This window comes from Flavobacterium notoginsengisoli, assembly GCF_042686225.1.
Lineage (GTDB): Bacteria > Bacteroidota > Bacteroidia > Flavobacteriales > Flavobacteriaceae > Flavobacterium > Flavobacterium notoginsengisoli.
This window is the reverse complement of the sequence record NZ_JBHUOT010000001.1, coordinates 545775-570300: the sequence shown is the minus strand read 5'-3', so window position 1 is coordinate 570300 and position 24526 is coordinate 545775. Positions and strand designations below refer to the sequence as shown.

General features: G+C 32.1%; 21 protein-coding genes. 6 read left to right on the top strand and 15 right to left on the bottom strand.

The window, feature by feature from the left end; all coding sequences use genetic code 11:
* Window positions 1-393: 393 nt before the first annotated feature.
* The 5 genes from glmM to ACFS3A_RS02290 form a co-directional block, all read right to left on the bottom strand.
* Complete coding sequence (glmM, locus tag ACFS3A_RS02310; protein ID WP_379823717.1) at window positions 394-1776, bottom strand: phosphoglucosamine mutase; 1383 nt, start codon at window positions 1774-1776, stop codon at window positions 394-396.
* A gap of 195 nt (window positions 1777-1971) precedes the next feature.
* A complete protein-coding gene (locus ACFS3A_RS02305; RefSeq protein ID WP_379823716.1) occupies window positions 1972-3345 on the bottom strand; it encodes a sugar MFS transporter in 1374 nt (457 codons plus the stop codon).
* A 34-nt stretch (window positions 3346-3379) separates the two neighbouring features.
* Window positions 3380-4306 carry an NAD-dependent epimerase/dehydratase family protein gene (locus ACFS3A_RS02300; protein ID WP_379823715.1) on the bottom strand — a complete coding sequence of 309 codons (927 nt, stop codon included), beginning with the start codon at window positions 4304-4306 and terminating at the stop codon, window positions 3380-3382.
* Window positions 4307-4309: 3 nt separating this feature from the next.
* Window positions 4310-5416, bottom strand: coding sequence for a phosphotransferase enzyme family protein (locus ACFS3A_RS02295; RefSeq protein WP_379823714.1), 1107 nt, complete (start codon window positions 5414-5416; stop codon window positions 4310-4312).
* Window position 5417: 1 nt separating this feature from the next.
* Window positions 5418-6326 (bottom strand): sugar phosphate nucleotidyltransferase, encoded by a 909-nt coding sequence (locus ACFS3A_RS02290; protein WP_379823713.1) that lies wholly within the window; start codon window positions 6324-6326, stop codon window positions 5418-5420.
* 328 nt (window positions 6327-6654) lie between these two features.
* Here ACFS3A_RS02290 and ACFS3A_RS02285 point away from each other — a divergent pair, with 328 nt between their 5' ends.
* Complete coding sequence (locus ACFS3A_RS02285; RefSeq protein WP_379823712.1) at window positions 6655-7695, top strand: LacI family DNA-binding transcriptional regulator; 1041 nt, start codon at window positions 6655-6657, stop codon at window positions 7693-7695.
* Window positions 7696-7728: 33 nt separating this feature from the next.
* Here ACFS3A_RS02285 and ACFS3A_RS02280 read toward each other — a convergent pair whose 3' ends face one another.
* The 9 genes from ACFS3A_RS02280 to ACFS3A_RS02240 all read right to left on the bottom strand — a co-directional run bounded on the left by ACFS3A_RS02280 (window position 7729) and on the right by ACFS3A_RS02240 (window position 19142).
* A complete protein-coding gene (locus ACFS3A_RS02280; protein WP_379823711.1) occupies window positions 7729-8364 on the bottom strand; it encodes a sugar-binding protein in 636 nt (211 codons plus the stop codon).
* 78 nt (window positions 8365-8442) lie between these two features.
* Entirely contained in the window at window positions 8443-10290 is a 1848-nt protein-coding gene (locus tag ACFS3A_RS02275) for a T9SS type A sorting domain-containing protein (RefSeq protein ID WP_379823710.1), read from the bottom strand.
* A 523-nt stretch (window positions 10291-10813) separates the two neighbouring features.
* Window positions 10814-11215, bottom strand: coding sequence for an OsmC family protein (locus ACFS3A_RS02270; protein WP_379823709.1), 402 nt, complete (start codon window positions 11213-11215; stop codon window positions 10814-10816).
* The gene (locus ACFS3A_RS02265) at window positions 11215-13290 is read right to left on the bottom strand and encodes a PBP1 and LysM peptidoglycan-binding domain-containing protein (RefSeq protein ID WP_379823708.1); all 2076 of its coding nucleotides are present in this window, start codon (window positions 13288-13290) and stop codon (window positions 11215-11217) included. The genes ACFS3A_RS02270 and ACFS3A_RS02265 overlap by 1 nt, the downstream gene beginning before the upstream one ends.
* A gap of 93 nt (window positions 13291-13383) precedes the next feature.
* Window positions 13384-15297 carry a lytic transglycosylase gene (locus ACFS3A_RS02260; protein WP_379823707.1) on the bottom strand — a complete coding sequence of 638 codons (1914 nt, stop codon included), beginning with the start codon at window positions 15295-15297 and terminating at the stop codon, window positions 13384-13386.
* A 63-nt stretch (window positions 15298-15360) separates the two neighbouring features.
* A complete protein-coding gene (guaA, locus tag ACFS3A_RS02255; RefSeq protein ID WP_379823706.1) occupies window positions 15361-16890 on the bottom strand; it encodes a glutamine-hydrolyzing GMP synthase in 1530 nt (509 codons plus the stop codon).
* A 312-nt stretch (window positions 16891-17202) separates the two neighbouring features.
* Window positions 17203-18237, bottom strand: coding sequence for a hypothetical protein (locus tag ACFS3A_RS02250; protein ID WP_379823705.1), 1035 nt, complete (start codon window positions 18235-18237; stop codon window positions 17203-17205).
* 1 nt (window position 18238) lies between these two features.
* Complete coding sequence (locus ACFS3A_RS02245) at window positions 18239-18469, bottom strand: hypothetical protein (protein ID WP_379823704.1); 231 nt, start codon at window positions 18467-18469, stop codon at window positions 18239-18241.
* 514 nt (window positions 18470-18983) lie between these two features.
* A complete protein-coding gene (locus tag ACFS3A_RS02240; RefSeq protein ID WP_379824355.1) occupies window positions 18984-19142 on the bottom strand; it encodes a hypothetical protein in 159 nt (52 codons plus the stop codon).
* A gap of 527 nt (window positions 19143-19669) precedes the next feature.
* Between ACFS3A_RS02240 and ACFS3A_RS02235 the strand changes: the two genes are divergently transcribed.
* On the top strand, window positions 19670-20197 hold the full coding sequence (locus tag ACFS3A_RS02235) for a hypothetical protein (protein ID WP_379823703.1): 528 nt from the start codon (window positions 19670-19672) through the stop codon (window positions 20195-20197).
* Between the two features lie 170 nt (window positions 20198-20367).
* Here the strand turns inward: ACFS3A_RS02235 and ACFS3A_RS02230 are convergent, their stop codons facing one another.
* Window positions 20368-21081, bottom strand: a complete 714-nt coding sequence (locus ACFS3A_RS02230) for a hypothetical protein (protein WP_379823701.1) — start codon at window positions 21079-21081, stop codon at window positions 20368-20370.
* Window positions 21082-21388: 307 nt separating this feature from the next.
* Between ACFS3A_RS02230 and ACFS3A_RS02225 the strand changes: the two genes are divergently transcribed.
* The 4 genes from ACFS3A_RS02225 to ACFS3A_RS02210 all read left to right on the top strand — a co-directional run bounded on the left by ACFS3A_RS02225 (window position 21389) and on the right by ACFS3A_RS02210 (window position 24486).
* Window positions 21389-22315 (top strand): DnaJ C-terminal domain-containing protein, encoded by a 927-nt coding sequence (locus ACFS3A_RS02225; RefSeq protein ID WP_379823700.1) that lies wholly within the window; start codon window positions 21389-21391, stop codon window positions 22313-22315.
* Entirely contained in the window at window positions 22305-22610 is a 306-nt protein-coding gene (locus ACFS3A_RS02220; protein WP_379823699.1) for a chaperone modulator CbpM, read from the top strand. The genes ACFS3A_RS02225 and ACFS3A_RS02220 overlap by 11 nt, the downstream gene beginning before the upstream one ends.
* Window positions 22611-22760: 150 nt before the next feature.
* On the top strand, window positions 22761-23141 hold the full coding sequence (locus ACFS3A_RS02215) for a RidA family protein (RefSeq protein ID WP_379823698.1): 381 nt from the start codon (window positions 22761-22763) through the stop codon (window positions 23139-23141).
* 100 nt (window positions 23142-23241) lie between these two features.
* A complete protein-coding gene (locus tag ACFS3A_RS02210) occupies window positions 23242-24486 on the top strand; it encodes a voltage-gated chloride channel family protein (RefSeq protein ID WP_379823697.1) in 1245 nt (414 codons plus the stop codon).
* Window positions 24487-24526 lie beyond the last annotated feature (40 nt).

Sequence of the window (24526 nt, the reverse complement as noted above, 5' to 3'; positions counted from 1 at the left end):
ATTTCTCATGCCTTAAAACTGAAAATTCAACTTCAAAAAGGGTAATAAAAAAGCTGGTTTTCAACTTACTTTTGGCTAAACTAAAGAATATTTTTTAATAAACAATGTCAAAATCAAAAAAATGTGTTCGTGCACATAAAAAAAGTGTTTTCGAGCACATTTTTTCTAAAAAGTATTATTAAATTCTTAATGATTTCAAAAAACCGAAGCTTAAAAATTGAAATAATTACTAAAATAAATTGACAATATTTCAATAATTGGAGTATTCTTTTTGATATTCATTTAATTAGAAATCTCAATAAAAAACCTCATTTTGTATTATTAATTAAATATTTAGTCGTTATCTACAAATATTTTATTTTTTTTAATATCCTTTTATTCCAATCAATTTGGCTACAATAAATCGGTTATTATGGTAATAAATTCTTGAGCTAATTTGTCTGCTTTTTCTTGAGAAATACTTTCCGTATAAATTCTAATAATGGGTTCCGTATTTGACTTTCTTAAATGAATCCATTGTTCTTCAAAATCTATTTTAACACCATCAATACAGTTCGGTTTTTCTTTAGTGAATTTCTCAGTAATTTTTTCCAAAATTGTATCAACATCAATCGTTGGTGTGAGCTCAATTTTACTCTTGCTCATAAAATATTCCGGGTAAGTTTTTCTAAGAGTTTTGCAGGAAATTTTCAGGTTTGCTAAATGAGACAAAAATAAAGCGACACCTACTAAAGAATCCCTGCCGTAATGTGATGCCGGATAAATAATTCCGCCATTTCCTTCTCCTCCTATAACTGCATTAGTGGCTTTCATTAATTCAACCACATTGACCTCTCCCACTGCACTGGCCTCATATTTTCCTCCATGTTTCATTGTAATATCTCTTAAAGCTCTTGAAGACGATAAATTAGAAACTGTATCACCTTTAGTCTTTCCTAAAACATAATCTGCACAGGCAACCAAAGTGTATTCTTCGCCAAACATTGAACCATCTTCGCAAATAATGGCTAGTCGGTCTACATCTGGGTCTACTACAATTCCAAAATCAGCTTTTTCTGTTACGACCCATTCCGAAATATCAGTAAGATGCTCCTTTAAAGGCTCTGGATTATGCGGAAAGTGACCTGTTGGATCGCAATACAACTTGACACATTCTACACCAAGCTTTTCCAATAAAGCTGGAATTGCAATTCCGCCAGTCGAATTAACAGCGTCGACAACAACTTTGAAGTTTGATTTTTTGATTGCTTCAATATCCACTACTGCCAGTTTTAAAACTTCTTCAATATGTCGATTGATATAACCTTCTTTCTTTTCGTACTTTCCCAAAGCATCAACTTCTGCAAAAAGAAAATTTTCATCCTCAGCAATCTTTAAAATTTTTTCCCCTGCCTCGGCATTTAAAAATTCTCCTCTGTTGTTCAATAATTTTAAAGCGTTCCATTGCTTCGGATTATGGCTTGCCGTTATTATGATGCCACCATCAGCCCTGTCTAAAGTTACAGCAATTTCAACTGTTGGTGTAGTAGACAAACCTATATCAACTACATTTATTCCTAAACCTACAAGCGTATTAGCAACCAGATTACTAATCATTTCTCCCGAAATACGCGCATCTCTTCCTAAAACGATTGTTAAAGATTTATTGCCACTACTTTCTTTGAGCCACATTCCGTAGGCAGCGGCAAATTTTACGACATTAACTGGAGTTAAATTTTCATTTACAACTCCTCCAATTGTGCCTCTTATTCCTGAAATTGATTTTATTAAAGTCATTTTTTATTTTTAAATTATTCCGTTCGAATTTCCATTTTTTTACAGCTATTTTTTATGCTTTTACAGCTAAAAAAAGGCATAAGTTGAGTGCAAGCAACTCAAAAACATTATTTGAATGCTTTGTTTGATCTTTTTTCTTAAGATCGAAATATTAAAAAAGAGGATTAAAACGGGGATTTGTCAAATATTTTTATTTTACCAACTCCTGTATTTATGGCCTTTAAATGCAAAAAAGACAATCATCAAATAGGCAGGGAATAAAATTAAATACGCTAATTGATTACCACTTTTTGCTGTTGCAACAACTCCTGAAGCAATATTTGATGCATTAATAGCATCTGCAAGCATTCCATAAAACAATGGAAAAACAGCGCCACCAATAATCCCCATAATTAAAATTGCGCCTCCGATTTTGGTAAATCCGCCTAAATCCTGAAGTGCCATTGGCCAAATAGCGGGCCAGCAAAGCGCATTCGCCAATCCTAAAAACGCTACTAAAATAATAACTAAAGGCAATTGCGGTATTCCCGGCAATTGAATCATAATTTTTGGAGAAAGTATCACAATTAGCGAAACCAAAATAAGACCTAAGAATCCGGAAACTTTTAAGGCAAAAACTTGAGATACATATTTTGGAATTAAAGTAATTCCCAGCACATAGCCAATTACCATAAAAGTCATGGTAAACGAAGTTAATTTTAAATAAAAAGAACCATTTTCTCCATAAACACCTAATTGTTTTCCAAACCCGCCTATAGAATCTCCTGCCAGAACTTCTGCTGCGATATAAACCATCAAAGTAATTACTCCAAAAACCAGTTGTGGATGTTTGAAAGCTTCTTTTATTTGTTTAAAGATACTTAAGTGCTTCACTTGTCCCTCGTCATCCAAATTAATTTCTGGAAGGGGCGAGTATTTTACTAAAACTGCCAATACCAGCATAATCACTGCCATATAAATATAAGGTGTTTGCAGTTGTAATGCGAGTAAATCTAAGGCCGTTTCTTTTTGAACCGAATTCATTGCCGCAATTTTATCTGCAGAATAATCTCCAATATTCGACAATACTAAAGCCGTCAATAATAAAGGAGCCAGAAAACCTGCAAGCTTATTTGCAATTCCTAAAACACTAATTCGAGCTGCAGCACTTTCGCGCGGACCAATTACCACAACATAAGGATTAGAGGCTGTTTGTAAAACTGCTAAACCAGTGCCCATTACAAATAAAGCAATTAAAAAAAGACTAAAAGTTCGTGCTTCGGCTGCTGGATAAAATAACAAAGCGCCAACCGCAATTACTCCTAATCCTAAAGAAATACCATTTTTGTAGCCTACTTTCTCAATTAAGAATGACGATGGAATTGCCATTACAAAATAGGCAATATAAAAAGCAAAAGTTACAAAATACGACTGTGATTCAGTTAGTTCACAGGCTAGTTTAAAAAACGGAATTAGAGGTCCGTTAAGCCAGGTTACGAATCCAAAAATAAAAAATAAGGAGGTCAAAATGACCATGGGAATCAAAGTGCTATTTTGATCTTTTTTTAAAGTAATATCGATTTCTGACATATTTTGGTTGTAGTTTTAGTTAGTTTTCTGAAAATTATCTGCTGACTAATTGTTGCTGATAAAACTCGATTGTTTCTTCTAATGCTCTATCAATTGTATATTCTGGTTTAAAGCCCAATTGATTGAATTTTTCGGGATTTGCTTTAGAGTGTTTGATATCGCCTGGTCTTTCTTCTAAAAATTTTATCTGAGACTTAGAATTGGTTATTTCTATAATTTTTTCCGCCAATTCTAAAACTGATGTACTATGTCCTAAAGCAACATTGTAAGTTTCATTTCCTTTTTGGGAAGCTAGAATATTAGCTTTTACTACATCTTTTACATAAATAAAATCCCTAGTCTGCAAACCATCTCCATAAATCGTGATCGGTTCATTTTGAAGTGCTTTATTGATAAAAATAGGCACTGCAGCCGCATAAGCCGATTCTGGATTTTGCCGTGGTCCAAATACATTAAAATATCTTAAAGAAGCTGTTGGAACTTGGTATTGATCGAGATACATTTTTAAATAATATTCGCCGTCTAACTTCGTAATTGCGTACGGTGTCATTGGTTCTGGAAACATCGTTTCTACTTTTGGCAAAACAGGATTATTACCATAATTCGCCGCCGAAGTTGAAAGCACCACTTTACAATTTGTATTGTTTTTGGCCGCTTCTAAAATATTGATTGTTCCAATCGTATTGATTTCGATACATTCTTTAATTTTTAATAAGGACTCTGGAACGCTGACCAAAGCCGCCAAATGAAAAACACCGCTTGCACCACTTATGACTTCATTTACTAAATTTTCATCGCGAATATCTCCTTTTACAAATTCAACATTTAATCCGTTTAGGTTATTTTCGAATCCCGTTCTAAGACTATCAAATACCAAAACCTGATGCCCTTCGTTTGACAAATGTTCAGCAATATGGCTTCCTATAAAACCAGCACCTCCGGTAATTACATATTTACTCATATCTTATTCTTTTAATGATCCAAGGAAATTCAAATTATACTCTTCCATTTCTTTAAATTGTTCCGAAAGACTTTCTATTAGTTTAAATTGATTTTTAGAACGATCCAAATTATGTTCTGGATATTCCGTTTTATAGTACACATCATTATTCAAAAAATCAGTCAAAAAACGAAGTGCCATTATGAATGTCATTGTTTTTGCTCCAAGAGGAAGGTATTTTATTTCAAGCGGCGAAAGTGATGAACTTGTTTTTTCCAGAAAACCTTTTACGTAAGCTTTATAAAATTGCAAATTAAACTGAACCAATTCCAGATTTTTTTCATCCTCAGCAGCAGTGTTGCAAATCGTTCTTATGGCATCTCCAAAATCATAATGAATAATTCCAGGCATTACCGTGTCAGTATCAATTACACAAAGTCCTTTTTTATTGGTATCAAAAAGTGCGTTTGAGATTTTGGTGTCATTGTGCGTAACCCTAAGTTTTATTTTTCCAGTGTCTTTCAAATTCTGCAGAACATGCATTTCCTCTTTTAAATCCTGAGTGATTTTAATCAAATCTTTGGCTTGTTCAATTCTTTGTTCCGAAGCTTCTTTAAGTGCGTTGTCAAACTGAGCATAACGAAAAGCCATATTGTGAAAATTCGGAATTACTTCAATTAATTTTCTCGCATCAAAATCACTGGTTAGATTCAAAAATTCGCCAAACAACTTTCCTCCTTCATAAGCAATTTCTTCATTGTTTACGGTTTCAAAAGTTAAACTTCCTTCTATATAAACCATTACATTCCAGAAATTCCCCTCTTTATCCTTATAATAAAAAACACCTTTTTTAGTTCCTATAAAGGTTAAAACACGACGTTTTAATTCATCTTCAGACAATTGTTTTAGTTTTTTCAACAAATGCTGGCTAACACTTACTTTGTTAGCAATAAGCCCTGGAACGTCTTTAAAAACACCTTCGTTTATTCGCTGTAAAATAAACTGTCTACGGCTATCAGCAGTTACTAAATAAGTATCATTAATATGACCGGAAGACAATTCTTCAAAAGTTTTAAAGACCTCAATATGGTCAAACTGTTCGAATATAAATTTTAATTTTTCGACTGTCATATTACCAGAGATTAGTTGGATATACTTTTTGAGCTCTTAATTTTTCAATTTCTTTTTTTACGATTTCCTTATCCTCTTTATAAGTCACTCCGAACCATTTTGCATTGGATTGCAATACCTCAACAGAAGCATTATTCGATTTTAAAATTTCATTTACTACTGATGTAATAAAAAATTCTGCTTTCAAATCGTGTTCATTTTCTTTTAGAAATTGTTCAAAAAGTGCACCTCCAAATTCGAAGCATTTTGGTGTAAATCCCCAAAAATTCATTGAAACAATTGTATTTTCATCAATAGGAATAAACTCGCCATTATCGTCTTTACGCATTAACTTCCCGTTTATTTTTTCGATATGGGTTCTTTCAGTAACATCTGTCAAATAATTATTCTCGTCAACCTGACATTCTCCTCTTGAAACAAAACCATGATCTGAAACGGTATTTTTAAGCAAATAAGCCATCATATTAAAATTATACGATTCTTTATCCATTTCCATTAATGCCTTGGCCATTATTTCAAAAGCTTCTTTTCCGTAAAAGTCATCAGCATTAATTATGGCAAAGTTTTCAGTTACTTCATCTTTTGCCATAAGCAATGCGTGTCCTGTTCCCCAAGGTTTTTTTCTTTCCGGATTCAAATACTGTGGCGGCACATTGTCAATTTCCTGAAATACATATCCAACTTCTGCTTTTCCTTCCAGTTTTTTATTGAATATTTCTTTGCATTCTTCTTCAATATTTTTACTTATAATAAATACAAATTTTCCAAAACCTGCCTGAAGTGCATCGTATATCGAAAAATCCATTATTGTATCTCCTTCCGGCGTAAATGTATCCAACTGTTTTAATCCTCCATATCGACTTCCAATACCTGCTGCCAAAATCACGAGTGTAGGCTTATTTTTGCTCATTTAAATAGTATTATTAATGGGTTATTTTTTTAATTTTTTTTTAATTTTCTTTTAATCATTTTTGCATTTTTAAAATCTGTCATTTTTCCGAGAATCTTCCAATAAGTGGTTTTGAAAACTTCTTTTATAAATCGAAAAATATATAGTAATCTGCTATTTTTTAAGTTAATTTTATAGACTATCTGATTAATATTCGGCTAAAATATATATTAATATCCTATAAAAAAAGAAAAATATGTTAAAATGTGCTCGAACACATGAAAAATGTTATCGAACACATTGAATTTAATATTTTGTAATATTCGATTTTTATATATATTTGTTTTATATGGAAAAAATTTACACAATTAAGGATATTGCAGAACTTGCAGGTGTTTCAAAAGGAACCGTTGACCGTGTTTTGCACAAAAGGGGAAAAGTATCTGAAGACGCCTTAAAAAAGGTAAATGAAGTACTGGACAAAATTGATTATCAGCCCAATTTAATGGCCAGAAGTTTGAAGAAAAAACAAATTTACTCTATTTGTGTACTTATTCCGGATTCTGCAAATGATCCTTATTGGCAGCCATGTATTGATGGCATAAACGAAGCTAAAAAAGAGTTTAAATCTTTTAATGTCAAAATTGAAATTTTTCTCTTTGATCCTACCAGCACTTCTTCTTTTGTAGAAACCAATCAAAATGTTCTCAGCACTGCTCCAGATGCTGTATTGCTGGTTCCATTATTTCATAAAGAAGCCATAGATGCCATCGAGATTTATAATTCAAAAGGCATTATTTCCAGTATTTTTAATAACCAGCTTAAATCCAGTAGCATTAGAAGTTTTGTTGGTCAAGACTTATTTCAAAGCGGCAGAATTGCAGCACGATTATTAGACTTATTACTAAAAAAAGGTACAATTGCAATTGTTCATATTGATGAGGATTATGAAAATGCAATTCACATGCAGGAAAAAGAGAAAGGATTTAGAGACTATTTTAATAATCTGGAAGATGCTGCTTTTGAAATTAAAACTTTTAAAGTCAAACATCCACAGTTTAAAAGCACACTAAAAGAGTTTTTAGAAGCAAATCCAACTATTGAAGGTCTTTTTGTGACGACTTCAAAAGCTTATCAAGTGGCGAAAATAATTGCCAAAAAACCAGAAAAGAAAATTGCGCTTATCGGCTATGATTTATTAGAAAATAATCTTGAATATTTAAACAACAAGACGATTGATTTTTTAATACACCAGAATCCAAAAAGACAAGCTTATTTAGGAGCTACAAGTTTGATTGAGCATTTTATTTTTGAAAAAGAAATAAGTTCTGAAATTCTACTCCCAATTGACATTATCAATACTGAAAATGCTAAAGATTACTTTTTATAATCTTTAGCATCTACCTTATTTACCATAAATAAATTACATTAAGGTTAAAGTACCAAAAGAACTTGCTATATGAAAGTTTGGCATTTCAGTATTTGGATTTATCCACGAAATCCAAACAGGTTCGTAATCCAAATTAGATTGTTTGATGTATTTAGCTCTATAAAGTCCTGCTTCGATTTTATTTCCTTTTATTAGATTGAATTTTTTTAAAGATTCAATACTTATGGCTATTTCAACAGTAAAAAAATCTTTTTGACTATTTGATTTTACAGTTAGATGCTTTTCAGGCCACTTCCAATCATAATCAAACTGCCAGTTTGGGTAAGCAATAAAATCCATAATTCTCGGTTCAGGATCAATTTCTAAACAATAATACGGATTTAATAAATCGTCTTTTCTAAAAAAGATTTCAACTCGATCTGATTTTGCAATACTCTCAACAGAATCATCAGTTTTATCAATGTGGATATTTCCATCATATACTTTATACAAAAAGAAGATATGATCCAGATCCCACAAAGCTCTTAATTCAATTTTATCAGGGGTCATAGAATCCCAAGGAGAAACAAAATCAGTTAAAACTGTAGCATTATTCCAAATTGGATTATTTCCTAAACCATTTATTTGCAAAATGTTTTTTTCAATTTGGTTTACATTGTAATTTTTCATTCGAAAAAGGTAAGAAATTTTAAAAATAAAAAAAGGGAGCAAATAAGAAAATCTTTTTACTCCCTAAAAGCTTTTTTATTATTTTAAATATATTTTATTACTACTTATTTCGTTATCAGCATTAATTTGAAGAATAACCAGTTGTGATTTTTTTAAATCAGAAACATTTATTGTTGCTGTATTCATTTCACTATATTCTTCTTTTAAAAGTACTCGACCGTTTAGATCTGAAACAGAAATTGATGCTGCTTTAATGTCTTTTCCAAAATTAATAGTGATTATATTCGAAGCAGGATTAGGAAAAACAGCAAAAGTAGTTTCTTCTGTTGTTTTTGCTGCAGATCTAGCTGTAGATCCAGTTTGCAATTCTGAGCATCCAATATCAATACGACCATTTCTTTTACGGTTATTATCATCAAAATCTAATGTACCAGAATAAGTTGCGTTGTATGTTGGATCACCTTTGTCGGCGGCAAAAGCACCTGAGACTAATGAAAAATCAAAAATAGCAGCATTTACAAATCCTGGAAGACCAACTACTGAATTTACGTCCTGTCCTGTAGCAGTTGCAAATTGTGCTGCATTATAAGACCCTGTTGCAGAACTGCCATTAAAACTAACTCCTGTTAAATCGATTATAAAATCGGTATTTTCTTCTCTGTAATACAAATTATAATTGGAAACAAAATTTGAAATAGTATAGCCATAAGATGCTAAAAATGCTTTTTTACCAGTTGTAGCGTACAGGATATTATTTTTGAAAGTAATTCCTGAACTGTTTTGAAAATGAACTTCGCCACCATAAATATCCGCAATCGTACTTACAGCAGTACCTCCAATAGTTGTAACACCATTAATAGTGGCACCTGTTCTATTTTTATAAAATGTATTATTGAAAATTTTAGTATCACTAACGCTTGTTGTGTAACCACTGCCAATAACACCACCAAAAATTGCTCCGGTTATGACGTTATTATAAACTGAATTATTATTTACAATGTGTCCTGTAGACTGACCTCCATTTCCTGTGGCTGTATTTTGTTCAGCTCCAATAGCAAGTCCCACACCACAATTATAAACTTCATTTCTTTCTATGGTAACATTTAATGCACCATCTACATAAATACCGGCACTATTTGCTACGGCACTCATACAATCAAAAACTTCATTTGAAGCAATGATCCCATTTCTTGCCTGATTATTGCTCGCAGCTCCTGTTGATGTGTAATTTCCTGCCGCTACAATTCCGATGTTAGCAATATCGTAAACCGTATTTCCTAAAACCGAAAAACCATTTACGTTTCCGGTTAAAGTTACTGCTTCTCCCCAGCCTGTAGCACAATTGTTTATTTCACTATTTTCAATTTTTACGTTGGTAATAGCATAAGTAGCATTTCCTCCATCAACTTTTATGGCATTGGCAACTATACCACTATTAGCAGGAATCGCTGATAAATTGTTGCTGATCCAGCCAATGTTTCTTACAATACAATTTTTGATTGTAATGTTGTTTAGATTAGCTGTAGCTCCTGAATTTGCAAGAATCCAAATTCCTTTACTTCCGTTACCAATTTTATTTGATATCGTTAACCCATCAATGGTAACATTACTTGTATTTACAATTCCTAATACGTAAGTATCTGTACTTGTCCAGCCAGATGCGTTGAGAACTACAGCAGCTGAACCACTTTTTTGAATTGTTAATGGTTTTCCAACATAAATAGGCCCTGTTACAGGATAAGTACCAGAAAGAACTAATACAGTTCCTCCAGACGGAGCTGCTTGTACTCCTTTTAAAATGGTTTTAAATGGCAAAGCAGCAGTACCTGTACCCGTTGTATCATTTCCTGTTGTAGAGACATATGTCTGTGAAAAACCTTGTATAAAGCAAAATAAAATAATAAATGTAATTTTCTTGACTTTCATAATTTTGACATTTTAGGATTAATAGTAAAAAAATCTATAGTTAAATATTGCAATATTTCTATATCAGTAAAAAGAACCTGATTGCTATTTATGTTTTCAAAATCAAAATACGGCATCGCTTCAATTAATCTTAATCATTGATTTTAAAACTATTATATATACAAAAAGCAAACAAAAACTGACTTATTTCTGACTAAAGTAAATAATGTTTTTTAACCTGCAATAAAAAATCAAAAAAATATGTGTTCGAGCACAAAACAAATGGTGATATTTTATTTTTTGTGATATTTTTAATACATAAAAAATAGTAAAACAATCTAAAAACTCAATGTGCTTGAACACAAATAAATAAAATACTACATGAGTAATTTTTAAGAAGATGTTCAAAATGACTTTTTTTATAAACTACAGTCTATTCAGAACTTTAAAAAGAGAAACTATAAAATCTATTTTTAAAGAAAGATTATATCAAAAAAAAAGGTACTATAAAGTACCTTTTCTATAACTTAAAAGAATTAAAATATTAGTTCCAGTTAAAACTAATTTTCTTTTCTATTTCACTGCTTAAACTTAAAAACACTGGGCAAGTCATTGCTGCGCGTTCTAAAATTGTTCTGCTTTTTTCATCGGCATTGCTTTTCATATTAAAAACAATTTCGATTGCACCGATTCTTCTTGGTTCCGCATTCATAATCTTTGTTACTTCAGCAGTTGAACCTACAAAATCTACTTCTAAATCACGGGCTTTAATTCCCATAATCGTCATCATACAGCTTGCTAAAGCATTTGCCACTGTATCTGTTGGAGAAAAAGCTTCCCCTTTTCCGTTATTATCTACTGGTGCGTCAGAAATGATTTCACTTCCTGACTGCACGTGAATTGAACTTGTTCTTAAATCTCCTAAATAGGTTACTTTTGATGTCATTAATTTGCTACTTTTAAAGTTAAGTCACTATCGTAATATAAGATGTAAACACCTTTATTGGCGTGTCCGCCATCTTCTTTTCTGTAATATTGAAATTTATTATCTACTTGTTGTGTAGTCATCAAATCAGCCGTTTCCTGAAAGTTTTTTCCCTGTACCAAACGCATCATCGTATCAAACGTTACATCAAATCCTCTTGTTGCGTAAGTTGTTGGATTGGCTTTGTTTTTTAGTCGATATTGTTTTTCATAAATTAAAACTGATTGTTCATCGCTTTCACGAGTAACCGATGGATACATTAATTTTAATTTTACCAAATTATCAAAACTAATCTCATCTGTATCTAATGTGCTATTTGGCTCTAAAATTACAAGCTGAACCTGACATGTTTTCTGAGAATCAAGTAAAGCCTTTATAGTTGCTTTAACCATCGCAGTATTTCCTGTTTCCATTACAACATAATTCATTCGTCCCGGAATTAACAAGCTTTTTAAATTAGCCACATCCAAACCACCGGTTTCAGTAAGAGATGCAAATGCTACTCCTTTCTGGTTTTGTCTGATATAATTGATAATTGATTCTTTTTTCTTGTCAACAACCGCAACAATATTTCCGTTTTTAGAACGCATATAATCAAAAACCGAATTTCTGATCACGTCATTTGCCGGAATAGATTGGTACAAATTATCAATAGGATTCGCACTATCTTTTGACAATGGCGAAATCACAGGGACGTTATATAAACGAAGTGAATTTGCCGCAGCTTCTGCATTACTTTGATAGAATGGCCCAATTACAGCATCTGCATCTTGAAGTTTCGTAATTAAGCTTGAAACATTAGAAGTTGTTTTAGTTTCCTGAGAATCATAAATAGCAACATCAATTGGAAGTTTTAACGTTTTAGCAGAATCTATTGCCATCATAGCACCAGAATAAAAATCTAAAGTCATATTTAAAAACTTATCATTTTTAATTCTGTTAGCCGTTCCCGATGTATCACTTTGTACTTTAGCCAAATTAAAAGGAAGCAATAAAACCACTTTTTTACGCTCATTTACTCCTCTCTTTTTAGTTAATTCAACAATTTCAATATTATCATTTTCTGTTGATTTAACTTTATCAATAATTCTAATACCACCTCCCGTACTTTCTGTTGGCTTACTAATTGCAGAATCAGCTGATTTTTCAGATGGTACTTGCGCCGCAACAATCGCAACTGGAGCTAAATACCCTGTAGGAACTTTTAAAACCATTCCTTCTTTTACACCTTCTGAAAGTGACGGATTAAGCGCTGTTAATTCATCTTGGGTTAAATGGAAAGTACGTGATAAACTATACAAAGTTTCTTTGGGTTTCACCTGATAATCCATATAAGTTACTGCCTTTTTAGAAGTTTCAGCAGACTTTTTGTTTTCAGCAGGTTTTATTGTTTCTACTGAAGCACTATTTGTTTTTGGAGCAGTTCCTTTAATCGTTAATCTATAACCAACTGGCAGATTAGCCACAATATCCGGATTGCGTTTTTCCAATTCGTCAACCGTAATATTGTATTGTTTTGCAATACCAAACTTTGTTTCTTTTGGCTGTACATCATGATACACATACTTTTCAGCACCTTTTTCTTTTGCAGGTTTTGCTATCGCTTTTGGAGCAGCCCCTTTAGCAGGAATTACAAGTTTTTGTCCAATTTGAACACCTGTTTTTTCTAAAAATGGATTTGCTGCTTTTAAAGCTTCATCTGAAATTCCGTATTTATGCTCAATGCTGTAAAATGTTTCTTTAGGCTGCACTTCATGGATTATTTCTTTTCCGGAAGTTACTACACTTTTAGTTTCCGAAACTTCTTTTTTGACTTCTCCTGCTGCTGTTGGAATCAACAACACTGTATTTGCACTTAAACCCGTTCTGGCATCTGGATTAAGTTTGTAAATATCATAAGGCGTAACCTTAAATTTCTGCGCAATCTGATTAATCGTTTCGCCGCTTGACACTTTATACTTCACTACTTTTTCCTGAGAAAAAGCGCTTGAACTAATAAAAAATACAAGGGAGAATAATGTTAAATAGTATTTCATAATATGGCTTAAAACAATTTAATTTCTAATTTAAAATATCTCACAGATTTATCCAAAAGCAAAATTCGAGCCGTTTGTTATTTCATTGAAAAATCATCTCAAATCAATTTCTGCTTTGGCAATTACGATTTCTTTATATAACTCATCTTCTTCTTTTTTCTTGCATTTATAAAGTACTTCTTCCATGTTTTCGAATTTATCGCTATAAACATAGTACGAAAGGCTGTTAATATTAAAGAAGAAACTAGCATTAAAATCGCCAGAATCAATGAGTTTCATAATAAGCTTATCTCGCTCCACTGCGTCTGTAAATATACCCAAAACTAAGTAATACCCATTCGAAACTTCTCTAAGATTATCATAAACTTCTACTTTTACTGTTTTGTCAGTTCGTAACGGATTGTCTTTCAATTCCTGTTTCATTTCTTCCAATGAAATTGTTTTTGAATTTTCGACTGTGTTATCCCGTTTCTGTTTTTTGACCACTTCGTCCTGGTATTTTTTCAGTTTCATCAAAGCCAGTTTATCATCAAATTTTCGGGCTTCCATACTGTAATAAGAAGCTTTGCTAATATGTCTTTTTACTTCTATTTTTTTCTGATTATCCAATGAATCAATCTTAGCAATCAAAAGCTGATTTTGTGCATCGCCTTTCTCCTGTTCTATTTTATAACGTTTAATTTCTTCCAAAGATAAACGTTGCTGCAAAGGCTCGGTATTTGCTTTTTTCTCACTTTCTCGGATTTTCTTTTTGTATTCCTGATTTTCTTCAACAGCAATTTTCTCTACTTTATTCATCAAACCGGCATACACTTTTCTGTTTTCTGCTAATTCTTTTTTCAATTGGGAAGACAATTCATTGGTCTTATTGATCCCGTCAAAAGATTGCTTTTCTAATCTTTTAGATTCCTCAACATTCAGAATATCCATTCGCTTTAATTCTTTCAAATCATTATTCATAGAAGTGACAAGCGAATCCAGTTTTGCCATTAAAATATCCTGAACATTTTTATTGGCTTCTAAAACCAGACGCAGTTTTTCTACCGAATTTTCTTTAGAGCCGTTCATATCATTCAAATTCACTTTCAAATCATTAATCTTTATGATTTTCTGATTCATTTCTTTCTGAACAACCAAACGGTCTTTTAAATCATCAATTTCAACTACTTTGGCTTTTGTTTTCTCGACTACAACTTGCTTTTCAGCCAAAGCCAGCATCAATTCTTCACTTTCGTTTGCTGGTTGAATTCCTTTTGTATTAATGGCTAATTTATTTCCAACAATTAATCCGTTTACGATTTCAGGATTTTGTGACTCTAACTGATCAATTGAAATTCCGTATTTCTTTGCAATCGAAAATTTGGTTTCCTTTGGTTCAACCACATGAAAAACAGTTTCCTGATTGATGACACGAACTCTTCCGTCAATCGTTTTTCTTTTATTTGGAATTGAAATCGTCTGGCCAATTTGTAACCCATTAATCAAAATATCTTTATTAAGGTTTTCTAAATCCTGAACCGAAACATTGTATTGTCTGGCGATACTAAATAAAGATTCTTTTGCCACAACCTGATGTGCTATTTTCGAAGAAGTGACATTTTCCTGTTTTGAAAAATGTTCTGAATTTTGAGGAATAATTAATTCCTGACCAATTTGAAGTCCGCTTGCCAGAATTTCCTGATTGGCGTTCTGAATAGCTTCAACCGAAACATGATATTGTTTGGATAAGCCAAAAAGTGTTTCTTTTGGTGCAACAATATGGGTTTGTTGCTTGGAAATTGTATTTTCTGAGTGATGAGCCGGAATCTTTAAAATTTGATTGTCCTTGATTCCATTTTGTGATTCGGGGTTGAGCTTGTAAATTTCATCTAAAGAAACCTTATACTTTTGGGCAATAAAATAAGCGGTTTCACCTTTTTGAATCTTGTGCTCGATAATTGAATCTTGCGCAATTATTTTGTTAAAAGACAAAATAAAGACAAGAGAAATTGTTAAAAGTTCTCTCATAAATAGTAGGTTATAAAAAATTAAGGCCTTACAAATGTAAGACCTTAATTTTAAAATATGCTACTATTCCCACTCAATTGTTGCAGGTGGTTTTGAACTAATATCGTAAACAACACGATTCACACCTTTTACCTTGTTGATAATATCATTCGATACTTTCATCAGGAAATCGTAAGGTAAGTGAACCCAGTCAGCAGTCATTCCATCTGTTGATTCTACAGCTCTCAGCGCTACTACTTTTTCGTAAGTACGCTCATCGCCCATAACACCAACAGAGTTTACCGGAAGCAAAATTGCTCCAGCCTGCCAAACTTTATCGTATAATCCCCAAGATTTTAATCCTTCGATGAAAACTGAATCTACATCTTGCAAAATTTGTACTTTCTCCGGAGTAATATCTCCTAAAATTCTGATTGATAAACCTGGTCCCGGGAAAGGGTGTCTTCCTAATAATTCTGGATCTATTCCTAATGTAGCTCCAACTCTACGAACTTCGTCTTTAAACAACATTCTAAGTGGTTCTACAATTTTTAATTTCATATAATCTGGCAATCCACCAACATTGTGATGCGATTTAATCGTTGCAGATGGTCCTTTTACCGAAACAGACTCAATAACGTCCGGGTAAATAGTTCCTTGCGCTAACCATTTTACGTCTTCTAAAAGGTGTGATTCATCATCAAAAACTTCGATAAATACACGGCCGATTGTTTTACGTTTCGTTTCAGGATCACTAATTCCTGCTAATTCCCCAAGGAAACGATCTCCGGCATCTACCCCTTTTACGTTTAATCCCATTCCTTTGTATTGATCTAATACATTTTGGAATTCGTTTTTACGTAAAAGTCCGTTGTTAACGAAAATACAATATAAATTTTGTCCGATTGCTTTGTTTAATAAAACTGCCGCTACCGTAGAATCTACTCCTCCAGATAAACCAAGAACTACTTTATCGTTTCCTAGTTTTTCTTTTAATTCTGCTACCATTTCGTCAACGAAAGCATTTGGAGTAAAGTTTTGAGGAACTTCAGCAATTTTTACTAAGAAGTTTTCCAACATCTGTTTTCCATCTGTTGAATGGTAAACTTCCGGGTGGTATTGAATTGCATAAGTCGTTTCGCCTTCAATTTTGTAAGCTGCATATTCTACATCATGCGTACTTGCTAATTTTACAGCATTTGTTGGAAGCGCTTTGATACTATCGCTATGACTCATCCAAACCTGACTGTTTTCTGAAACTCCATCAAAGAAAGTTTCACCTTCTTTAATATAAGACAAGTTTGCTCTTCCGTATTCTCTTGTATTTGAAGCAGCCACTTCACCACCGCTGAAATGAGCTAAATATTGTGCTCCGTAACAAACAGCAAGTAAAGGCATTTTACCTCTAATTTGCGATAAATCAGGATGTGGTGCATCTTCTCCTCTAACAGAGAAAGGGCTTCCTCCTAAAATTACGGCTTTATAACTTGATAAATCACTTGGAATGTGATTGTAAGGAAAAATTTCGCAGAATATATTTAATTCGCGAACTCTACGCGCAATAAGCTGAGTATATTGCGATCCGAAATCTAAAATAAGTACGTTGTGTTGCATGCGCAAAAGTATAGTTGTTTCTAATTCTCTTATTTTCAAAAAAAAAATAAAAGCAACTTTTTAAAATGGAAAAATTTTATTAGCTCACTTTTATTTTAAATGTCGCAAAGGTAGTAAAAAAGAACTGAAGACCGATTAAAGCCATCGTTTAAAAATATTAAAGACGATAGCTAAGTAATAACTACATATACAACTAAGTATAAAATCAAATATTATAAATTAATTTCCATTCTTTCTTTTAAAAACACCGATAGTTTTTGTTACGATTATTAATTCTTAAAGCAAAAAAACTTAATAATCATACTTACTCTTTTAATTTAATCCTTTTATCCAATAATTAGATTGATTTTCAAGAAAGATACATTTCAACCAATCTTCTATTGACGATTTATAATATAATTCCTTATCAACTTCTTTATAAGGCAATTCAAAAAAACTTTTATCCAGAATAACATCTTCTCTATCAATAACATAAATATTATTTGAATTATAAAAAGTATATTTTTTAATCTCAGAATTGGTTGTGATTATTTTCTTACGTGCGCCAATCGCCTCAAATGTTCTCATAGTGAGTCCTTTTTGACCAGGATGATTAATATCTAAAATTACATTTGAAACTTTATATAATTTTAGTATTTCTTCCGTTTTTAAACTCTTAAAAGTTAATTTTTTAAAGTCAAACATTTTAAAACTTTTATCAAATTGCTTTTTATAAAAATAAACTAAACGGCCGTGAATAAAATAGTAGAAATAGGAACTCAAGTTATTCTCTTCACACCAACGTGCTATTTTATTGCTTATTATGTATCTGTCTGAATGAGCAGTCCCAATAAAAAGCAAATCATATATAAATTTTTCATCTGCTTCTGGGGTTAATTTTTTATAAACATCCAGATAAAATAACGGCCTAAAATTTAAGCCAAACTTTATGGCATCATTAGGATCGAAGGTAAACTTTTTATCAAAATATTTAAGAATTTTAATAGGATGGCTATAATTTTCAAAGGAATCCCATGTGTAAAAAATACATTCACATTCAGGATGATTTTTTTTAAATGTGATAAGAAAAAACTCTGGAACAACTTCACCTCTATTTACAAATAAATAGTGATAGAGTTTATTTTTTGTTTTTAGGATTATTTCGTTATAATATTTATTTATTTTTTTTTGATAAATATTTCTTTTAATTCTTATAATGCCTTTAAAGAAAATGTTATTTGAAGGCCTCTCGTCAAAGTATTGAACATTAGCTCCCAGTTCTTCCAGCTTTTTTTTTATCGCTTTTTCATAATCAAACGTTTGCATGGAAAGAAATAATATATTTTTATTATTAAGTGTTTTCTTCATCTCATTTCAGCAATCTTCTTTGTTTTATTTTTTCTAATAATGCAGCTAATTTAATTTCTTGTTGTAACACCCAAAGGGGGAACTTACAAATTCCTTCTTCGAAATAAATCTCAGGTTTAAATCCTAAAAGAGTTTTGATTTTAGATAAATCAGCATAGTTATGACGAATATCACCTAATCTAAATTTCCCGGTAATTGCAATCCGAATATTACTATTATAGGTTTTGATCAAAACATTTGCTGCTTCGTATATACTTATGGCAACTCCTGTTCCAACATTAAAAGCTTCACCATTTGCCTCTTTTTTCTCAATTCCCAGAATTATAGCCTAAACTACATCATCAATAAAACAAAATCTCGAGTTTCTCTACCGTCCTCAAAAATTTCAATACTATTATTATTTCTAATTTGTGTTGAAAAAATTGAAAGTGTTCCTAATATATGGATTTGATAAACATTGTCTTGGTCCATATACATTTTGATATCTCAATATTACAGGAGCTATACCAATTGCAGGGCAAACAGTCATTAACATTTATTCTTGATATTCCTTAGTAATTCCATATATTGAACATGGATAGATTTTACAGGCTCATCAGTTGCCAGCAATTCCAGTCGCTGATTATCAAAAAAAGTAACCTCAAAGTTTCCAGCCAACATATCTTGCTCTTTTCGCTGCTTTGGATAAACAATTCCTAAATTTGGATGTCTACATTTTCCTTTACCATAAATAGATATAAATGAAGCTAATACATTTTTTTTACTGAATTTTGCTTATTAACTAATATCTCTAGTATAATTGCAGTTCCATTAATATTTATTTCTGTATGTTTTTCAATACAATACATTGACTTGCCTGTTCCAGTTTCAGTGGCTAAATGCATTATGACATCTTGACCACTAATAGCTTTTTCCCAATCAGCCCGAGAGGTAACGGTTCCTTTTATAAAAGTTACTTTTTCTGCTATACTAGCATATAAAGAGGAATTCTCTTGTGGTTTAGTCCATGAATTTGTGGAGAAAGATTATCTATTACAGTAATTTTATATCCTTTTTTAATTAATGTCAATGCCAAATTACTTCCAATAAAACCAGCCCTCCAGTTATCAAAATATTATACATACTATATTTATAATTCATTGTTTTTTATAAAAATTTCACAACGATAAATATTAAAAAAAACTAAAAATCAACACATTAAGCATCTAAATATAACTAAATTTTCAAAAGTGGAACGTTGAAAAAATAAATATTTTTTCAACGTTCCACTTTTCAGGGACAAAATCCAAAGTAACAAAGGTTCAAAGGTTTATAAAAATAATAAAATATTATTTGCTTTCTTCCTTTGAACCTTTGCATCTTTGAGTCTAGAAAAAGAAATCCAAAAACTACTTTATTTCGTATCTAACGAAAAACCCAATTAAATTTAACTATGAAATCAAAATTTATTGCCTTGACAGTTTTCTTGTCAATCTTTTTAAGTTCCTGTAACACGGTTGATGATTTGTTAAGCTTCAACATTTCTAACTCAACTTCTATTAAAATCCAGAGCACTTCTCCAATTAACCTGCCTTCGGAAATCATCACTCCGGAAGTTACAACCAATTCTTCGGCTGAATTTGAAAACAACAAAACAAAAGCAAGTTTAGTAAAAGACGTTAAAATCAGATCCCTTAAATTATCCATTGCAGATCCATCAGATAAAACTTTTACATTTTTAAAATCAGTTCACTTGTACATTTCAACTACAAATTCTGATGAAATCGAATTGGCTTACCAGGACAATATTAATGTGTCAACCAATACAATTGATCTGATTTGTACAGATAAAAGACTGGATCAATATATTAAAGCAGACAGTTATAAAATCAGAACTAAAGTAACCTTAAAAGAAACCTTAACAAAAGATGTCACTGTAAAAGCAGATATGAAGTTTAGAGTTACTGCGGATCCTTTCTAATCTAAGATACTGATGTTCTGAGACACTAAGATTCTAAGTTAGAAAAAGCAGATACAAAAAGAGGTTCCAATTGGAACCTCTTTTTGTATTATACCTATTTTATACTGTTTCTTCCAAAAAAGAAAAAACTTAAAATTTTAGTATCTCAGAACCTTAGCAACTCAAAAAAATCACTCTTTTGTTACAACAATAGAAGCCTTAAATCCAGCTGCTAAATTATCCCAATAATCGCTTGTTACCATATTACCTTTATCATCAAACACCTGGATTTCTGCAGTGTTACCACCAAGTGTCCCTATATTCAAAGCTTCGAAGTCTAATTTATTAAACCCCTGAGTTAGATTAATTTTAACCGACTGATAATTAGAATCCAATAAAAGACGATCCCGAATTACATAATCATTTGAAGACACTTTCACTAAATCTCCGTCAATCGCTCCAAAATCACGGAATTTTACAATAAAATATTCTGATTTGGTTTTAAAGTCTCCCAGTGAAATATTTTTCTTTACTAAAACTCCTCGCCCTTCTCTTAAACCGGCATCTTTTAGGGCTTTATTCAAATCCTTTTCCATTTTGTCCACATAACGATCGCCGGGATTCGCAAAATCGGTTTCGGTAGACATGGTAAATTTGCTTTTTTCTTCCCCAATCTGGAATTTCGATTTGGGAGTTATCGTAGTATTTTCAAAAACATTTGGCGTTTTAATACTCGGAATATCGCTAACATCTGACTGAGGATCTTTTACCTCAGGAATTGGTGTTTTTTTTGGCTTAGCGCTAAACTTTGGTGCAGGAATAGCTTTGAATTTAGTACTAAATTCGGCTTGGGCTGATACTGACAATGCAGTAAAAAATAATATGAAAAATAAAATATGCTTCATTGAATACGTTTTAATCGAATCGGCCTTTATAATTAATAGTCCAGCATCACAAAAATAATACAATTTAGTTTGGTGCTACAACTTTAGGACTTTTATAACATTAAATTAAGCTAATTTTTGGAATCAAAAAACCTGCCAGAATTTTTTCCTTTATAAAAAATAATAATCAAAATTGTAAAATTCCAAATTCCAAAATTCTTTTCAAAATCAATATTTTTTAACTTTTAAAACGGATTCAGTATTTTGATAATTAGCAACTTATTCTTAACTTCAAGACTTTATTGTGCCATTTATAAATCTTAGCAAAATGGATTATATCGATTATTATAAAGTATTGGATGTTACAAAATCTGCAACTGAAGCAGATATCAAAAAAGCATATCGAAAACTGGCTCGAAAATATCATCCGGATTTAAACCCAAATGATAAGGAAGCCGAAAAAAAATTCAAAGAAATCAATGAAGCAAATGAAGTTTTAAGCAATCCTGAAAATCGAAAAAAATATGATAAATATGGTAAAGACTGGAAACATGCTGATGAATTTGAAAAAGCCGGTTACGATCCGAATCAACAACAAAACAGACAGCAAAGCAGGTCTCAATATTCCGGAGGCGACTTCTCCGGCTTTGAAGGAGGAGATTTCTCCGGCAGCGATTTTTCCGATTTCTTCAATTCGATGTACGGAGGCGGCAGAAGCAGATCACAGTCGAAATACAGAGGACAGGATTTTAACGCTGAATTAGAATTAGACCTTAAAGCGGCCTATACTTCACACAAACAAAACTTAACTGTTAACGGAAAAAATATCCGAATTACAATTCCTGCAGGTGTCGAAAATGGTCAGGTTATTAAAATTCCAAATCATGGAGGGCCTGGTGTAAATGGAGGTCCAAATGGTGATTTATACATTACTTTTTTAATTTCAAATAATTCCGATTTCAAACGCGAGGGCAATAATTTATATGCCGATGCACCACTTGATTTATACACCGCTATTTTAGGCGGAGAGACTCATATCAATACTTTTGATGGAAAAGTAAAAATTAAAGTTCCTGCAGAAACGCAACCCGGAACTAAAGTAAAACTGAAGGGAAAAGGTTTTCCTGTTTATAAAAAAGAAAATGAATTTGGTGATTTATATATTACCTACACCATAAAACTTCCAACAAAATTGTCGGATAAAGAAAAAGAATTATTTGAAGAACTGGCAAAACTAAGAAATCATGAAAAATAAAAATTTAATCCAGATCAAACAGTTTTGTATTTATCACGAAATTGAAAATACTTTTATTACAGAACTTAATAATTATGGACTCATTCATATTATTACAGAAGAAAATGACGAATATCTGGAACCAGAGCAGCTCCCAACGGTAGAAAAGATGATCCGCATGCATTATGATCTGAAAATAAATCTGGAAGGAATTGATGCCATTGCCCATTTATTAAACAAGATTGAAAATTTACAGCAAAATCTTAATACAGTACAAAACAGGCTTCGTATTTACGAAGAAAAACAAAGTGAATAACACTAAAAATATCACAAAAAAAGCTTGATTTCCGATTTGATTTCAAGCTTTTTTTAATTCCATTCAAAACCATAATTCGTAAATTGCGTGATCTTAAATAACCTGAATTTGCTTTTAAAAATCAATAATCAAATTCGCAAAACATAAAAAATGAAAAGAGAAAACATCTTAACCGGATCTCCATGGGAAGACAAAATGGGATATTGTCGTGCCGTAAGAATTGGTAATATCATCGAAGTTTCGGGAACTGTCGCTATAGTTGATGGTGAAAAAGTAAAGGCAGATGACGCTTATGCTCAAACTTATAACATTTTAGAGCGAGTTGAAAAAGTTTTAGAAGATTTAAATGTAAGCATGAAAGATGTTATCCGAACAAGAATTTTCACAACAGACGTTTCTACTTTTGAAGAAGTTGCCAGAGCACACTCTGCTTTCTTTAAAGATGTAAAACCAACTACAGGATTTTACGGAATCAGTAAGTTGGTTGCTCCTGAGTATTTGGTTGAAATCGAATTTACCGCTGTAGTATAGTATTTTTTTTCGCTACGAATTCACAAATTATTTAGTACAGAAAGAATTCAATTTTTTAAATTTGTGAATTCGTGGCTGAAAAATACGCTCAAAATATAAAATGACTTCCCAAACTCCAAAACAATTCCTTCTTTCTCTTCCAAAATGGATTCTTATCTGTGCTTTAATCGGTATACTTTCAGGATCGGCATCTGCTTTCTTTTTAGTTTCTTTAGAATGGGTTACACAATTTAGAATTCATCATGACTGGATTATCTGGCTTTTACCTTTAGGCGGATTTCTGGTTGGAGCAAGTTATTATTACTGGGGAGAATCTGTAGTAAAAGGAAACAATCTGCTTCTCGAAGAATATGAAAATCCGAAGAAAGTTATTCCGTTCAAAATGGCTCCTTTGGTTCTTTTGGGAACTTTACTTACCCATTTGTTTGGAGGTTCTGCGGGTCGTGAAGGAACTGCTGTTCAAATGGGAGGTGCAATTGCCGATCAATTCACAAAATTATTCAAACTCGATAATTCAGAACGTAAAATATTAATTATACTGGGAATTAGCGCGGGTTTTGCTTCCGTATTTGGAACTCCTTTGGCAGGGGCTATTTTTGCTTTAGAAGTTTTATATTTCAGTAAAATCAATTTTAAAAGCATCTTACTTTCATTTTTAGTTGCTTATGCCGCTTACTTTACGGTAGAATTTTGGGAAATAAAACATACGCATTACAGCATTCCGGTAGTTCCTGAGCTTAGTTTAAACAATATTGTTTTCACGCTTATTGTCGGTATTTTATCTGGATTTGCTGCTTTATTATTCTCCAGAAGTACTCATTTCTGGGGAGCTCTTTTTTCAAAAAACATTAAACATCCTACGCTTCGTCCTGTGGTTGGAGGTGTCATTTTAGCCATTGCAATTGCCGGATTTGGATTTACCAAATTCTCCGGATTAGGCGTTCCTGTAATTGTTGAATCTTTTTCGAACCAAAGCGAATGGTACGATTTTCTATTAAAAATCTTATTTACAGGATTTACTTTAGGAGCTGGTTTTAAAGGTGGAGAAGTAACGCCATTATTCTTTGTTGGAGCTACTTTAGGAAGTGCTTTATCATTTGTAATTCCAATGCCCATTGCGCTTTTAGCCGGAATTGGATTTGTTGCTGTTTTCTCCGGTGCAACCCATACCCCTATCGCCTGCACTATTATGGGAATGGAATTATTTGGAATTGCCCCGGGATTATTTATTGCTATCGCCTGCACAGTGGCTTATTTTTCTTCCGGATCTGTTGGAATTTATAAATCTCAAATTGTGAAAGGCGCTAAATACAAATTATACCAAAGATTAAATTCCAATTTTTAAAAGCGGAACAGGGATAACTGAGACTGGGCACTAAAAATAT